Source organism: Streptomyces sp. NPDC002513, assembly GCF_053595355.1.
In genome coordinates, this window is record NZ_JBSFXK010000054.1 from 1 (window position 1) to 14,504 (window position 14,504).

Annotated in this window: 14 protein-coding genes; 11 read left to right on the forward strand and 3 right to left on the reverse strand. The window is 71.4% G+C overall.

Going from position 1 to position 14,504, the window contains the following annotated elements:
• Nucleotides 1-91: 91 nt before the first annotated feature.
• Nucleotides 92-583 carry an N-acetyltransferase family protein gene (locus tag ACWD5Q_RS27655; RefSeq protein WP_451429767.1) on the reverse strand — a complete coding sequence of 164 codons (492 nt, stop codon included), beginning with the start codon at nucleotides 581-583 and terminating at the stop codon, nucleotides 92-94.
• A 94-nt stretch (nucleotides 584-677) separates the two neighbouring features.
• Between ACWD5Q_RS27655 and ACWD5Q_RS27660 the strand changes: the two genes are divergently transcribed.
• Nucleotides 678-1,580 (forward strand): TIGR01777 family oxidoreductase, encoded by a 903-nt coding sequence (locus tag ACWD5Q_RS27660; RefSeq protein WP_451429768.1) that lies wholly within the window; start codon nucleotides 678-680, stop codon nucleotides 1,578-1,580.
• Between the two features lie 207 nt (nucleotides 1,581-1,787).
• Nucleotides 1,788-3,266, forward strand: a complete 1,479-nt coding sequence (locus tag ACWD5Q_RS27665; RefSeq protein WP_451429769.1) for an NAD(P)/FAD-dependent oxidoreductase — start codon at nucleotides 1,788-1,790, stop codon at nucleotides 3,264-3,266.
• 3 nt (nucleotides 3,267-3,269) lie between these two features.
• Here the strand turns inward: ACWD5Q_RS27665 and ACWD5Q_RS27670 are convergent, their stop codons facing one another.
• Entirely contained in the window at nucleotides 3,270-4,745 is a 1,476-nt protein-coding gene (locus ACWD5Q_RS27670; RefSeq protein WP_451429770.1) for a regulator, read from the reverse strand.
• A 298-nt stretch (nucleotides 4,746-5,043) separates the two neighbouring features.
• On the opposite strand from ACWD5Q_RS27670, the gene lipB reads away from it, so the two are divergent.
• From lipB to ACWD5Q_RS27690, 4 genes are all read left to right on the forward strand, one after another.
• Nucleotides 5,044-5,841: a lipoyl(octanoyl) transferase LipB gene (lipB, locus tag ACWD5Q_RS27675; protein ID WP_451429771.1), complete on the forward strand. Its 798-nt coding sequence runs from the start codon at nucleotides 5,044-5,046 to the stop codon at nucleotides 5,839-5,841.
• A gap of 106 nt (nucleotides 5,842-5,947) precedes the next feature.
• Nucleotides 5,948-6,913, forward strand: a complete 966-nt coding sequence (lipA, locus tag ACWD5Q_RS27680) for a lipoyl synthase (protein ID WP_451429772.1) — start codon at nucleotides 5,948-5,950, stop codon at nucleotides 6,911-6,913.
• Nucleotides 6,914-7,189: 276 nt separating this feature from the next.
• Nucleotides 7,190-7,396 carry an SCO2195 family GlnR-regulated protein gene (locus ACWD5Q_RS27685; protein WP_451429806.1) on the forward strand — a complete coding sequence of 69 codons (207 nt, stop codon included), beginning with the start codon at nucleotides 7,190-7,192 and terminating at the stop codon, nucleotides 7,394-7,396.
• Between the two features lie 95 nt (nucleotides 7,397-7,491).
• On the forward strand, nucleotides 7,492-8,190 hold the full coding sequence (locus tag ACWD5Q_RS27690) for a DUF4191 domain-containing protein (RefSeq protein ID WP_451429773.1): 699 nt from the start codon (nucleotides 7,492-7,494) through the stop codon (nucleotides 8,188-8,190).
• Nucleotides 8,191-8,531: 341 nt separating this feature from the next.
• Here the strand turns inward: ACWD5Q_RS27690 and ACWD5Q_RS27695 are convergent, their stop codons facing one another.
• A complete protein-coding gene (locus tag ACWD5Q_RS27695) occupies nucleotides 8,532-8,999 on the reverse strand; it encodes an RDD family protein (protein ID WP_451429774.1) in 468 nt (155 codons plus the stop codon).
• Nucleotides 9,000-9,198: 199 nt separating this feature from the next.
• Here ACWD5Q_RS27695 and glnA point away from each other — a divergent pair, with 199 nt between their 5' ends.
• The 5 genes from glnA (at nucleotide 9,199) to htpX (ending at nucleotide 14,504) form a co-directional block, all read left to right on the forward strand.
• Nucleotides 9,199-10,608: a type I glutamate--ammonia ligase gene (gene glnA, locus ACWD5Q_RS27700; protein WP_451429775.1), complete on the forward strand. Its 1,410-nt coding sequence runs from the start codon at nucleotides 9,199-9,201 to the stop codon at nucleotides 10,606-10,608.
• A 292-nt stretch (nucleotides 10,609-10,900) separates the two neighbouring features.
• Complete coding sequence (locus ACWD5Q_RS27705; RefSeq protein ID WP_451429776.1) at nucleotides 10,901-11,998, forward strand: winged helix DNA-binding domain-containing protein; 1,098 nt, start codon at nucleotides 10,901-10,903, stop codon at nucleotides 11,996-11,998.
• 387 nt (nucleotides 11,999-12,385) lie between these two features.
• Complete coding sequence (locus ACWD5Q_RS27710) at nucleotides 12,386-12,724, forward strand: MazG-like family protein (RefSeq protein ID WP_451429777.1); 339 nt, start codon at nucleotides 12,386-12,388, stop codon at nucleotides 12,722-12,724.
• Complete coding sequence (locus ACWD5Q_RS27715; RefSeq protein ID WP_451429778.1) at nucleotides 12,721-13,206, forward strand: NUDIX domain-containing protein; 486 nt, start codon at nucleotides 12,721-12,723, stop codon at nucleotides 13,204-13,206. The genes ACWD5Q_RS27710 and ACWD5Q_RS27715 overlap by 4 nt, the downstream gene beginning before the upstream one ends.
• A gap of 377 nt (nucleotides 13,207-13,583) precedes the next feature.
• Nucleotides 13,584-14,504, forward strand: a complete 921-nt coding sequence (htpX, locus tag ACWD5Q_RS27720) for a zinc metalloprotease HtpX (RefSeq protein ID WP_451429779.1) — start codon at nucleotides 13,584-13,586, stop codon at nucleotides 14,502-14,504.

Below are 14,504 nucleotides of genomic sequence, written 5' to 3' on the forward strand. Positions count from 1 at the left end.
ACGGACCTCATCCATCTCCTCGGGTGTCATACCCGATACAAGATCACACGCTACCGATCAGACGGCAGTTGGGCTACCTAACGAAGCCCTACTAGACGAGAACAGAACCCATGAGCACGTCGTCGACGTACGTGCCGTCGAGCAGGAACTCCTCGGGCAGGATTCCCTCGACCGTGAACCCCTCGGACTCGTACAGCCGCCGGGCCGGAGTGTTGTGTCCGAGGACGCGCAGGGTCAGGCGTCGTGCTCCCCGCCGCCTCGCCTCCTCCCGCGCGGCCCGCAGCAGCGCCCGGCCGACCCCGGCGCCACGGGCCTCGTCGGCGACGGCGAGCCCATGGATCTGCCGGACGTGCGCGTTGCACTCCAGCTCCGTGGGGAAACCGAGCCGGAGGTAGCCGACGACGGCGCCGCCGAGTTCAGCCACGAGGTGGTCCCCCGGCCCGGACCGCTCGGTGAAGAAGGACTCGTACGGCGGCTCGGGACGCGGCTGTACGGAGTGCAGCGGAGACCAGGTGGCGCGGTCGAGGCGGGCGAGCGCGTCCTCGTCGTCGAAGGCGGCGAGGCGTACGTACGGAACGGACATGGGGGTCACTGTAGGGCCGGAATGCGGCAACCCGTTCGGGGTTTTCCCGGGTCGCCGGGCGGGTCGGGCGGGACGCGCGGGGCAGGATGAGCCCATGGAACGTTCCCGAATCGCCGTGGCCGGTGCGTCCGGTCTGATCGGCAGTGCCCTGGTGCGATCGCTGACCGCGGACGGACACGAGGTGGTCCGTCTGGTGCGGCGCTCGGCCCGGGGCGAGGAAGAGGTCTGCTGGGACCCCGAGGGGCAGTACATCGACGCGACGGGACTCATCGGCTGCGACGCCGTGGTGAACCTCGCCGGGGCGGGCATCGGCGACCACCGCTGGACGGACGCGTACAAGAGGACGCTCCGCGACAGCCGGGTGCTGGGCACGGCGGCGCTCGCGGAGGTGGTCGCCGCCCTGCCCGAGCCGCCGCGGGTGTTCGTGAGCGGCAGCGCGATCGGCTACTACGGCGAGACCGGGGACCGGACGGTCGACGAGACGGCGCCGCCCGGGGACGGCTTCCTGTCGTCGCTGTGCGTGGAGTGGGAGGAGGCCGCGGCCCCGGCGCAGGAGGCCGGCGTGCGGACGGTGTTCGCGCGGACGGGGCTGGTGGTGGCCCGCGAGGGCGGGGCCTGGGAGCGGCTGTTCCCGCTGTTCCAGGCGGGGCTCGGCGGACGCATGGGGGACGGGCGCCAGTACTGGTCGTACATCGCGCTGCACGACGAGGTGGCGGCGCTGCGCCATCTCATCGACCGTTCGGATCTGTCCGGACCGTTCAATCTGACGGCTCCTCAGCCGCTGACGAACCGTGAGATCACGGACGCCATGGGGCGCGTGCTGCACCGCCCGACGCGCTTGCCGGTGCCGGCGGCGGCCCTGCGGCTGGCCCTCGGTGAGATGTCCGCGGATGTGCTCGGCAGTGCGCGGGTGGTGCCGAAGCGGTTGCTGGAGTCCGGCTTCTCCTTCGCGTTCCCGGGGATCGAGGAGGCACTGCGGGCCGCGCTGGAGCGGTGAAGGACGGCGCGGCCACGACGGCCGTCGGGGTGCGGGAGGCACGGAGTCGCCGGTCTCGCCCGTATGCGACCACCGTGCGACCGTGCTCTGTTCATGCGCGACTAGACCTGGCCGTTCACGGACCTACGCTCGATCCGAACTCGGGTACTTCGCCAGCCAGTTGGGGCATGACGGCTCCACCGGCCGCACAACCTCGAGGAGGGGCACGTGCTACAGCCCGTGTATCAGGCGGACGTCGTCATCGTCGGCGCCGGGGTCGCCGGCCTCGCGGCAGCCCACTGGCTGACCGGCGCAGGAGTCACGACCGCGGTCCTGGAGGCCGCCCCCTACGTCGGCGGGCGCATGTCGACCGAGAAGGTCGACGGCTTCCGGCTCGACCGGATCGGCCAGCTCCTGTCCACCGCGTACCCCGAACTGCGCTGGACGCCGGGGCTCGAGGACCTCGTCCTGCGCCCCTTCGCACCGGGCGTCCTCATACACAGCGAGGGGCGCCGGCACCGTGCGGGCGCCGCCGTGAGGGGCGGGGGCGCAGGGGGCGCACGGACGGCGCTCAGCGCCGTGCGCGCCCTCGCCACCGTTCCCCGTAGGACGTCCGCGCCCTGGCCGGCGAGCGGAACGGGACAGGCACACACGACCCGCTGGCCGGCGACGGGATCCCGCACCGCCCGCTGGCCGGCGACGGGATCCCGCACCGCCCGCTGGCCGGCGACGGGATCCCGCACGGCCGGCGCGCGGCCCGGCGCCCCGCTGGGCGGCGCCATGGACCAGGCCCGCCTGGGCGCGGCACTGGCGCGGATCGCCGCCACCCCCCTGGAACGGCTGCTGGCCCGGCCCGAGTCGGCCGCCGGGCACGCGCTCACGGCGCGCGGAATCCCCGCCCGCAGCGTCGACGGCTTCTTCCGCCCCCTGCTCGCCGCCCTGTTGCACGACCCGGAGCTGATCACATCCAGCCGCTGCGCCGATCTCGCGCTGCGCGCCTTCGTGAGCGGCCGGCTGTGCATGCCGGAGGGCGGCGCGGACGTCCTGCCGGAGCTGCTGGCGCGGGCGCTGCCGCCCGGCACCGTGCACACCGGGGTGCGCGCCACCTCCGTCTCCACGACGTCGGTGACCACCGCGGAACACGGTGAACTGCGCTGCCGGGCCGTGCTGCTGGCCACCGACGCGTCCGCCGCCGCCGAACTGCTGCCGGGACTGCGCGTACCGGACTTCCACCCCGTCACCGTCGTCCACCACACCACGGAGGAGCCGCCGCCGACCGGCGCCTCGCTGCTGCTGGACGCGGACCGCGACGGTCCGGTGTCCCACACGGCGGTCGTCAGCCTGGTGGACCCGTCCCGGGCGCCCGCGGGCCGTGCCCTCATCTCCTCCACGGTCCTCGGCACACCCCCCGACGACGTGGACGGTGCCGTACGGGCCCAGCTCGCGCGGCTGTACGGCACCTCGACCACCCGCTGGGAGACGCTCGCCGTGCACCACACCCCGCGGGCCGTACCGGTGATGCGGCCGCCGCACGATCCGCGCCGGCCGGTACGGCTGCTGGCCGGGCTGTATGTGTGCGGCGACCACCGGGACACGAGTACGGTCCAGGGCGCGCTGCACTCGGGCCGCCGGGCCGCCTCCGCCGTCCTCGCGGACCTGGGCGCGGGCCCGACCCGCCTGGCGGACCCGCTGCCCACGGCGGCCTGAGCCTCAGCTCAGCGCGGCCACCTTGTCGCGGTACGCGCGCACCGGTGCCGTGTCCCGGTACGGCTCCAGCCGGCGCTCGAAGTCCCGTACGTACTCCGCCGCCCGCACCGACCGCATCTCCGAGGCCTGTCCGGCCGCCTCGACCGCCAACTGGCAGGCGAGGTCCAGCTCGCCGAGGCCGAGCCGCGCCGAGGCGAGCACGACCCGGCAGAACAGCCGGCTGCGGGCGTAGCCGGGCGCCCGCAGCCGGAGCGAGCGCTCGGCGTGCTGGACCGCGGCCCGGTACTGCTGCAGATCCCGGTGGCAGTGCCCGAACTCGTCGGCGAGCTGCGCCTCGTCGAAGAACCGCGCCCAGTAGGGGACGTCGTCACCCGGCCGGGCGGACTCCAGCGTCCGCTCGGCCCGCACCAGCGAGGCCGTGCACGCGCGTACCTCGCCGAGCACGCCGTGGCCGCGCGCCTCCACGGCGTGCAGCAGCGCCTGGACGACGGGGGGCGCGGAGGTGCCCACGCCCTGCTGGGCCACGCGCGCGAGCTGCACGGCCTCGCGTCCGTGGCCGAGGTAGACGGCCTGGCGGCTCATGGTGATCAGGACGTAGGCCCCGAAGACCCGGTCCCCGGCCGCCTGGGCGAGCCGCAGCGCCTGGACGAAGTAGCGCTGGGCGAGACCGTGCGCGCCGATGTCGTACGACGTCCAGCCCGCGAGCCGGGTCAGATCGGCGGTCGCGGCGAACAGCCGGCGGCCGGTCTGCTCGCCGTAGCCGCCATGGAGCATCGGCTCGGCCTCGTGCTCCAGGTACCGCACGAGTGCCTGGCGGGCGTGGCCCCCGCCGTACGCGTGGTCGAGGGCCCGGAACAGCTCGCCGACCGAGCGGAGGGCGGCGACGTCCCCGCCGGTGACCTTCTGGCCGGGTCCGCGCTCGGACCGGCCGCGGTGCCGGGACGGGGATCCGCCCGGTTCCGGCGCGGCCGGGACCCTGGGGGACGCGGGACGGCCCTGGGCGGGGACGCGGGCGATCGTCTCGCCGCGGCCGACCCGGTCGTCGGCCCGGCCGATCAGCCAGTCCCGGCTGGGCACCACGAGACCGGCCGGGGTGAACGCGATCTTGCGCAGCTCGGCATGGCTGCCGGAGTCCTTGCGCCACAGACCGCTGACGATGTCCACGGCCTCCTCCGGGGTCGCGGCGAACTCCAGTCCCGCGTACACCGGGGCGCAGGCGTCCAGCCCGAGGTCCTGGGCGGTGAGCCGGCGGCCGAGCCGCCGGGTGAACACCTCGGCGATGAGCGCGGGCGTGGTGCCGCGCGGCTGCTGCCCGCGCAGCCATCGGGTCACGGACGTCTTGTCGTATCTGAGATCGAGCCCATGTTCGAGACCCAGCTGGTCGACGCGACGGGCGAGACCGGCGTTGGAGAACCCCGCTTCTGCGATGAGCACGGCGAGCTGTCGGTTGGGGGTGCGCTGCGCGGGTCGTTCCGTCATCTGCGGTGCGGTCTCCTGCCTTCCGGTCACCGACGCCGAGCCCCGAGAAGGCATGCCTGCCTCCCGGGTCGCCGCGGTCCCCGTATCGCCTTGGTGAGCAGCCCTCATGGCCTTGTGAACGGCGCGAATGTAGCGGAGAGTGAGTGGCTGATCGCAGACTTCGGAGCGCATTCATCCGATCGTGTGAGGATTGCTCGGTCCGGCTGACGAGCCACCGGGCCCTGTCGACCTCGGGGCTGGACGTACAGTGGCGTGGGCGCCTTTCGCGCCTTACGAAGCTTCTAGGGAGGCGCTTGCCGTGAGTGAGCTGCGGTTCGTCCGCATGGGGTTCGGGGCCGAGGCCGTCGAGTACCAGGAGGCCTGGGACGAGCAGCGCCGGGTGCACGCCGCCCGCTTCGCGGACGAGATCCCTGACACCTGCCTGCTCCTGGAGCACCCCCCGGTCTACACCGCGGGGCGGCGCACGGCGCCCGAGGAGCGACCCCTGGACGGCACGCCGGTCATCGACGTGGACCGCGGCGGCAAGATCACCTGGCACGGCCCGGGCCAGCTCGTGGGCTACCCGATCCAGAAGCTCCCCCGCCCGGTCGACGTCGTCGCCCATGTGCGCCGTCTCGAAGAGTCCCTGATCCGTGCCTGCGCGGAGTTCGGCGTGGAGACCACCCGGGTGGAGGGCCGCAGCGGCGTCTGGGTGCTCGGCGACCCGGTGGAACAGCGCCCGTCCCTCGGCGGCCTCTCCCTGGACTTCGACCCGCGCCTGACCGACGAGGAGTTCGACCCGCGGCTCAACGGCCCGGAGTACGCGCCCTCCAACGCCGGCCAGCGCCGGGAGGACCGCAAGATCGCGGCGATCGGCATCCGGGTCGCCAAGGGCGTCACGATGCACGGCTTCGCGCTGAACGTGAACCCCGACAACGCCTGGTTCGACCGCATCATCCCCTGCGGAATCAGAGACGCCGGCGTGACGTCCCTGGCGAGCGAGCTGGGGCGCGAGGTGACGATCGCGGACGTGCTTCCGGTGGTGGAACGGCACCTCAGGGACGTCCTGGAGAACGCGGATCTGAAGCCGCGGGAGATCGAGAAGGCGTCCGCCTGACGCGGGAATGGACTCCGGAGCAGCGGGGTTGGCCTCACGGGTAGGGCTCAACAAACACGGGCGTACCCTGGTGTACGCCGAAGAATCGAAGCTACAGGGAGCCGATGTGTCCGCAGTCGCACCCGACGGACGCAAGTTGCTGCGCCTGGAGGTCCGCAACAGCCAGACCCCCATCGAGCGCAAGCCCGAGTGGATCAAGACCCGGGCGAAAATGGGTCCCGAGTACACCAAGATGCAGAACCTCGTGAAGAGCGAGGGCCTGCACACGGTCTGCCAGGAAGCCGGCTGTCCCAACATCTACGAGTGCTGGGAGGACCGCGAGGCCACGTTCCTCATCGGCGGCGACCAGTGCACCCGGCGCTGCGACTTCTGCCAGATCGACACGGGCAAGCCCGAGGCGCTGGACCGTGACGAGCCCCGCCGCGTGGGCGAGTCCGTCGTCACCATGGACCTGAACTACGCCACCATCACCGGCGTCGCCCGTGACGACCTCGAGGACGGCGGCGCCTGGCTGTACGCGGAGACGGTCCGGCAGATCCACCGGCAGACCGCGGACCGCGCGGCCGGCCGTACGAAGGTGGAGCTGCTCGCCCCCGACTTCAACGCGGTGCCCGAGCAGCTCGCCGAGGTCTTCTCCGCCCGCCCCGAGGTCTTCGCGCACAACGTCGAGACCGTCCCGCGGATCTTCAAGCGCATCCGCCCCGGCTTCCGCTACGAGCGCTCCCTGAAGGTCATCACCGCGGCCCGCGACCAGGGCCTGGTGACCAAGTCGAACCTGATCCTCGGCATGGGCGAGACGCGCGAGGAGGTCAGCGACGCGCTGCGCCAGCTCCACGACGCCGGCTGCGAGCTGGTCACCATCACGCAGTACCTGCGCCCGAGCGTCCGCCACCACCCCGTGGAGCGCTGGGTCAAGCCGCAGGAGTTCGTGGAGCTGAAGGAGGAGGCCGAGCAGATCGGTTTCTCCGGCGTCATGTCCGGCCCGCTGGTCCGCTCCTCGTACCGCGCCGGACGGCTCTACCAGATGGCGGTCGAGAAGCGCGGCGCGTACGTCGCCTCGCAGGCCGTCTGACACCGCTTCGCCTAGGCTGGTGGCACCCCGTGCCACCAGCCGCGTGTGAATCCGCACACAAGCGACTACCCCCCGGTAGTGGCCGATGGACGCGGCCCCGACCGTCCCCGCAGCTTGGGGGGCGGTCAGGGCCGCGTCAGGCTTTTGGGGGCTCACATCAAGGTTTCATCGGCGTTTGACCGGTCGGTCACGCCCTGGTAACACCGAACAGTGACGCTGAACTCACGCCACGTACAGCTCCTGCCCGAGCCGCCGACCCGAGGGGGGACCTCCACCATGCAGGCCGCGCCCGTACGCGCCACCGCGATTCCGTCATTCACCGATGCACTCCGTGCCATTGAGTCGGTCCTCATGAGCGGCGGTCAGCGCACCGCCCGCCAGAACGCCTGGACCTCCGTCCTGGAGGACCGCCGCCGCGCCAAGGACCGCGTCGAGGCGCAGCGCGTGTTCGAGTCGAGTCCGACCGCGGCATCCCACTCCTGAGCGACGGAGACGCCCCCTCCCCCGGAGCGCCCCCACCGCTCCCCCACCCGGCACTGCCGTCGTGACCGCTTCCCGGGCCACGTAGACTGCGGGGCATGGCCAGGAAGGAACCCGCAGCGGACGCTGCGAACGCGGGGCGACTGAAGCAGATCGCCCTGACCTACAAGATGACCCGCAAGGCCGACCCCAAGATCGGTCTTGTACTCGCGGCTGTCGGAATCGCCATCTTCGGTGTCTTCCTCGCCATCGGTTTCTTGATCGGTCACCCCGTCTATCTCGGCATCCTCGGCTTCCTGCTCGCCTTCCTCGCGACGGCGATCGTCTTCGGACGCCGGGCCGAGCGCGCCGCCTTCGGCCAGATGGAGGGCCAGCCGGGCGCCGCCGCGGCCGTCCTGGACAACATCGGCCGGGGCTGGACCACCACGCCGGCGGTCGCGATGAACCGCAGCCAGGACGTGGTGCACCGCGCGGTCGGCAAGGCCGGCATCGTGCTGGTCGCCGAGGGCAACCCGAACCGGGTCAAGAGCCTGCTGGCCGCCGAGAAGAAGAAGATGGCCCGCATCGTGGCGGACGTACCGGTGCACGACGTGCTCGTCGGCACGGGCGAGGGCCAGATCGCGCTGAAGAAGCTCCGCACGACGATGCTGAAGTTCCCGCGCGTGCTGACGGGCCCGCAGGTGACCGCGACCAACGACCGGCTGCGGGCGCTGGGCGACCTGATGAGCAACATGCCGCTGCCGAAGGGGCCGCTGCCGAAGGGGATGCGCATGCCGCGGGGTGGTCGCCAGCGGTGACGCCGCCGCTGGACTCGGCCGGGTTTCGGGGCCCTCGGAGAACCTGTGCGGTTCTTCGAGGGCCCTGCGGCTTTTGGGGGCTGGGGTGGCGCGGGAGCGTTCTTGGGTGCGGGGTGGTGGGGGTGCCTCGCGCAGTTCCCCGCGCCCCTGATGGGGCTGGTGCGGGAAACGTCCACCGGCGCGGGACCGTGGAAAGTTCCCGCGCCGTTCCCCGCGCCCCCGACAGGGGTGGTGCCGGAGCGCTCATCGGTACGGGACCGTGGGAGGTTCCCGCACCCCTCCCCTGATCGAGGTGGGGGCGCTGGCGCCGTTGTCCGCGTTCCTCGTGGGGACCGGGGTCTCTAGACTCTGATCTCGACCGTTCTGGCCACGCGGTCGTGGAGGCCGCGGCCGTCACGGTCCCAGATCAGGGGCGGGATCGCCAGGCACAGCAGGATCGTGCGGGCGAGGGCGCGCAGGGGGGCCACCTGGCCGGTGTCCACCGCCACCACCCGGATGCCGAAAAGCCGCTTGCCGGGAGTGACGCCGATCGTGCCCACCGTCAGGACGCTCATCACGAAGAAGACGAGCAGTGCCCAGTTCGGCGTGGCACGGGTGTAGCCGTCGGTGATCAGGCCGTATGCGATCAGGACGCACAGGCCCCAGTCGACGGCCAGGGCGCCGAGGCGCCGGCCCGGGCGGGCGATCGAGCCCGGCCCCTCCTCGGGCAGACCGAGCTGCTGCCCCCGGTACCCGAAGTCCGCCCCGGCTTCCTCCATGGCCGCGCGGGGACCGGAGAGCCACGATCCGATTGCTTGCCTGTTGTCCACCCGTCCACGGTACTGCGCCCGATTTCCGACACGGGAAGGTGGGGTCGGTCGGCCTCCGGCTGGTTAACCTGGGAGAAACAAACGGGTCACGCCCGAGAAATCCCCCGTCCTTATGGTCGGCTGCAGCGTGTGCCACCCACACTGGCCGCACGAACGAACTACCACCCCGGCACGGACGGTCGGGAGTAGGAGGAGCTGGATGTTCCAGAACGCCGACGAGGCCAAGAAGTTCATCGCGGACGAGGACGTCAAGTTCATCGACATCCGCTTCTGCGACCTGCCGGGCGTCATGCAGCACTTCACGGTGCCCGTCGAGGCGTTCGACCCGGACGACGAGCTTGCCTTCGACGGATCGTCGATCCGTGGTTTCCAGGCCATTCACGAGTCCGACATGGCGCTGCGCGCGGACCTGTCGACCGCCCGGGTCGACCCCTTCCGCCGTGACAAGACGCTCAACATCAACTTCTTCATCCACGACCCGATCACGGGTGAGCAGTACTCCCGTGACCCGCGCAACGTGGCGAAGAAGGCCGAGGCCTACCTCGCCTCCACCGGGATCGCCGACACGGCCTACTTCGGTCCCGAGGCCGAGTTCTACGTCTTCGACAGCGTCCGCTTCGCGACCAGCGCGAACGAGTCCTTCTACCACATCGACTCCGAGGCCGGCGCCTGGAACACCGGTGCGCTGGAGAACAACCGCGGTTACAAGGTCCGCTACAAGGGCGGCTACTTCCCGGTCCCGCCGGTCGACCACTTCGCCGACCTGCGCGCCGAGATCTCCCTGGAGCTGGAGCAGGCCGGCCTGAAGGTCGAGCGCCAGCACCACGAGGTGGGCACCGCCGGCCAGGCCGAGATCAACTACAGGTTCAACACGCTGCTCGCCGCCGCCGACGACCTCCAGCTCTTCAAGTACATCGTGAAGAACGTCGCCTGGCGCAACGGCAAGACCGCGACCTTCATGCCGAAGCCGATCTTCGGCGACAACGGTTCGGGCATGCACGTCCACCAGTCGCTGTGGAGCAACGGCGACCCGCTGTTCTACGACGAGGCCGGCTACGCGGGCCTGTCGGACACCGCCCGCTACTACATCGGCGGCATCCTCAAGCACGCCCCGTCGCTGCTGGCCTTCACCAACCCGACGGTGAACTCGTACCACCGCCTGGTGCCGGGCTTCGAGGCGCCGGTCAACCTGGTGTACTCGCAGCGCAACCGTTCCGCCGCGATGCGTATCCCGATCACCGGCTCGAACCCGAAGGCCAAGCGCGTCGAGTTCCGCGCCCCGGACTCCTCCGGCAACCCGTACCTGGCCTTCTCGGCCCTGCTCCTCGCCGGCCTGGACGGCATCAAGAACAAGATCGAGCCGGCCGAGCCGATCGACAAGGACCTCTACGAGCTGGCTCCCGAGGAGCACGCGGGTGTCCCGCAGGTCCCGACCTCGCTCCCGGCCGTCCTCGACTCCCTGGAGGCCGACCACGAGTTCCTCCTCCAGGGTGACGTCTTCACGACCGACCTGATCGAGACGTGGATCGACCTCAAGCGCACGAACGAGATCGCCCCGCTCCAGCTGCGCCCGCACCCGCACGAGTTCGAGCTGTACTTCGACGTGTGATCGGTGGGGTGTTGTGCCCCTTGAGGGCAAGGGGCACAACACCGTAGTGCTCACGCAAAATGAGCACCCACCCCGCCCTTTTGGCCCTCGTGAGGTCCGCCTCGCCCAGCACACCGGCCCGACCGCACTCATGGCCGCGGCGACAGCCACCACGGCCGCCCTCGCGGCCGTTCCCGGACCGGGTCCCTCTCCTGATCGTGCTGGTTGTCGCCGCGCCACCCGTTTCCTCAACTCCTGGGACTGACAGGGGAAACCGGCCACGGCGCAGCAGCGCCGTGCGTACGGTAGAGGCATGCGCTCACTGGACCACGACCAGGTGCGGGCTCTGCGCACCCGGGGTCAGGGCATCGGCGGCGGCGTCACCTTCGATTCCGCCGCCGAGGCCGTCGAACGGGTTGTCGCCGTGCAGGCCCAAGACGCTCAGGCGGGTGCGCTGGGCATCCGGGTCAGTGCCGACGGTGTCACCGCGGCGGACGTACGGCAGGCGATGGAGCAGGACCGCAGCCTGGTCCGGGGCTGGTTCCTGCGAGGCACCCTGCACACCGTCACGGCGGCCGACCTGCCCTGGCTGCTCGGGCTGCTCGGGCCGCACTTCCTCCGGCTGAGCGCCCGCCGCTACCGGGAGCTGGACCTCGACGAGGCGCTGTGCGACCGCGCCGAGGCCGTGATCGTGGACACCATCGGCGAACACGGCCCGTCCACCCGGGCCGAGCTGACGGACCGTCTGGCAGCGATCGGCGTCGCTCCGCGCGGCCAGGCGCCATTCCACCTGATCCGCCGGGCCGCGCTGCGCGGCAGGGTCTGCTTCGGCCCGGACCGAGCCGGCGAGGCCACCTTCGTCCTGCTCGCGGACTGGCTGCCGGCCGCCCCCGAGGGACCCACCGGGGAGGCCGCCGTCACCGCGCTGGCCCGCCGCTACCTGCGGGCCCACGGCCCCGCCGCGCCCGGGGACTTCGCGGGCTGGTCCGGCCTGCCCGCCTCGGCGGTCCAGCGTGCCTGGCGTGCCCTGGACGCGACCGGCGAACTGGTGCACGTCCGGGTGCTGGACCAGGCATGCACGCTGCCGGCCGACCGGGCCGCCGAGACCGGGCTCGACCCGCTGCCGGCCCCCGACGTGCGGCTGCTGCCCGCGTACGACAACTACTTGGCCGGCTACCGCAGCCGTACCCTCGCCGTGCCGGCCTCCCACGAGAAGCAGGTCTGGCCCGGTGGCGGCCAGATCCGCGCCACCGTCCTCACGGACGGGCTGGCCCGCGGCACCTGGGCCTGGCGCCGCGACAGCGCCGAGATCTCGCTGTTCGACCCGTCGGCCGGAGCCGCCGTGCCCGGACTCGCCGGGGGCATCGCGGCGGAGTCCGCCGACATCGCGCGTTTCCTGAGGAAAGCCTGATGACGACCGCCCGGTCCGGATTCCCGCCGGAGGCCTTCGCCGAACTCGTCGTAGGCGAGGGCGATGTCGGGCTGGCTGATGTCCCGGGGGGAGCTGGACGGTGACGTCGCCGTGGATGTCGGTCAGCTGGAGGACGGTGTTGCCTGTGGCGGCCTCGCCGAACGGCTCACGTACTCGGCTTCGCGGGAACAGGACGACAACCGAGACGGACACCTGCTACAACCGTCCCGACGTCCACTTCGGCCGATAGCGACGCCGCCGCGCGGCGCGTTCTCCACGGCATCGAAGGAGACGCGGTGGTGAAGCCGCTGCCGTATGACCCGAACACGCGGAACCCGTTCCAGGGCGGCTGCTGCCGTCACCGGAAAGTCTGACGGAGGGACCCTTATGGCTGACGACTCATGGTCCACGATCACCGCCCTCGCCGGCCGGTTCAACGAGGCCGATGCGGCTCGGGGCGTGCCGGCCGAGGAGCAGCATGTTCTTCAGGTACTCAAGATCGGTGAGGAGTTCGGCGAGGCCGCACAGGCCGTCATCGGTGTGAAGGGGACGAATCCCCGTAAGGGCACCTCCCACACCTGGGACGACGTGCACGCCGAAGTCGCCGACACCGTCATCACGGGCATGGTCGCCCTTGCCCGCATGCGCCCCGATGCCGCCGCCTATTTCGCCGGCCAGCTCAAGCTCAAGGCCGCCAGGTTCCTGCCCACGGGGACGCCGGAATGACGAACACGTGGCTCCCGCCTGAGCAGTACATCGAGACCATCGCCCGTGCCACGTCCTACGCCTGCCTCTACTTCACCGACACCGCCGGCCGGCCCTTCCAGCTCCGCTCCCACAACGAGAGGGAATTCTGGCAGTGGCCGGGCGGCAACCTGGAACGCGGCGAAACACCGTGGGAGGGTGCCCGGCGCGAGTGCCTGGAAGAGACCGGTATCGAGTTCGAGGGGCCGCAACGTCTCCTCGGCGTCCACTTCGTCCCCCAGCGCGCGGACTGGCCCGCCAACCACATCGGTTTCGTCTTCGACGGCGGCGAGCTCACCGACGTCCAGCTTGCCCACGTGCGGCTCACCCACGAGCACACCGAATGGCGCGTGGCGACAGTCGATGAGTGGCGGCGGGAGATGAGGCGGGTCGACTTCGCGCGCCTCGACGCGATCAACAGCGCACGAGAGACGGGAACCGTCGCCTACCTCGAAGGTCCCTAGGTACGCCGGCGTCGCAGCCACCGGAAGCGAGGTGCTGGTCCGGCTCGAGAGCAGCCGCAGGATGGCCGTCCTGGCCCGCTGCTCCGACGGTCGGCGCTGTCCGGCCGTGTCCCCCGGGGCTGCCACTCTTCGAAGGGTGACGGCCCCGGTTCCGGCGGCCCTGCGCGCACCGTCAGATTCCCGGTCCGGGGACGGCTCCCGGGACCGCTGCGGGGGCGGGGCAAGCGGCGGCGCGCGAGCGCCGGGCTGACGCACAGCGACGCACAGCGACTCACAGGGACCTTTTGCCCCTCCTAGGGTCGTTCGGAACCACTTCATGGCAATCCACGGGTGCACACTGGACAGCGGGACGAGTGCCTGACTGCGGGGTGGTGCAGATGCAGAGTCGCTTCCGGAGCGATCGGCGGCTGACCGTTCGGATGACGGTCACGTTGTTCCTGCTCGGATTGCTGTACGTGGCCTTCGTCGCCGCGTTGATCGCGTTGCTGAAGTCCTGGGTGCTGGTCGTCGTCCTGGTCGGGGCGATGTTCGTGGCGCAGTTCTGGTTCTCCGACCGGATCGCGCTGTTCGCCATGCACGGGCGGGTCGTGGAGCGCGAGGAGTATCCCGAGCTGCACGCGGTGGTCGACCGGCTGTGCGCGATGGCGGACATGCCGAAGCCGGTGGTCGCCGTGTCCGAGATGGACATGCCGAACGCGTTCGCCACCGGGCGCAATCCCGACCATGCCGTGGTCTGTGTGACCACGGGGCTGCTGCGGCGGCTGGAGCCCGCCGAGCTGGAGGGTGTGCTCGCGCACGAGCTGTCGCACGTGGCGCACAAGGACGTCGCCGTGATCACGGTCGCGTCCTTCCTCGGCGTGCTCGCGGGACTGATCGTGCGGTTCGCCTTCTACTCGCAGGTCTTCGGCGGCGGCCGCAGGGACCAGAACACCGCCGCTGTCTTCGCCGCCGTGCTGGGTGTCTCGGCCGCCGTGTACGCGATCAGCTTCCTGCTGATCCGGGCGCTGTCCCGGTACCGGGAGCTGGCGGCCGACCGGGCGGCGGCGCATCTGACCGGACGCCCCTCGGCGCTGGCCTCCGCGCTGACCAAGGTCACCGGGGACATCGCCCGGATCCCGACCAAGGACCTGCGCACGGCCCAGGCCTTCAACGCCTTCTACTTCACCCCGGCGACCGGCAAGGAGCCCGGCATCGAGCGGTTCTTCTCCACCCACCCGACCCTGGAGCAGCGGCTGGACCAGCTCGGGCGGATCTCCGCGGAGCTGGGTGAGGCGGCCGCGCCAGGGAAGGCGGGCTGA

Bases quoted from the DNA above. Each gene is read 5' to 3' on its own strand.
- ACWD5Q_RS27655 (WP_451429767.1), bottom strand. From the start codon at position 583: ATGTCCGTTCCGTACGTACGCCTCGCCGCCTTCGACGACGAGGACGCG.
- ACWD5Q_RS27660 (WP_451429768.1), top strand. From the start codon at position 678: ATGGAACGTTCCCGAATCGCCGTGGCCGGTGCGTCCGGTCTGATCGGC.
- ACWD5Q_RS27670 (WP_451429770.1), bottom strand. From the start codon at position 4,745: ATGACGGAACGACCCGCGCAGCGCACCCCCAACCGACAGCTCGCCGTG.
- ACWD5Q_RS27685 (WP_451429806.1), top strand. From the start codon at position 7,190: ATGCAGGCCGCGCCCGTACGCGCCACCGCGATTCCGTCATTCACCGAT.
- ACWD5Q_RS27690 (WP_451429773.1), top strand. From the start codon at position 7,492: ATGGCCAGGAAGGAACCCGCAGCGGACGCTGCGAACGCGGGGCGACTG.
- glnA (WP_451429775.1), top strand. From the start codon at position 9,199: ATGTTCCAGAACGCCGACGAGGCCAAGAAGTTCATCGCGGACGAGGAC.
- ACWD5Q_RS27705 (WP_451429776.1), top strand. From the start codon at position 10,901: ATGCGCTCACTGGACCACGACCAGGTGCGGGCTCTGCGCACCCGGGGT.
- ACWD5Q_RS27710 (WP_451429777.1), top strand. From the start codon at position 12,386: ATGGCTGACGACTCATGGTCCACGATCACCGCCCTCGCCGGCCGGTTC.
- ACWD5Q_RS27715 (WP_451429778.1), top strand. From the start codon at position 12,721: ATGACGAACACGTGGCTCCCGCCTGAGCAGTACATCGAGACCATCGCC.
- htpX (WP_451429779.1), top strand. From the start codon at position 13,584: ATGCAGAGTCGCTTCCGGAGCGATCGGCGGCTGACCGTTCGGATGACG.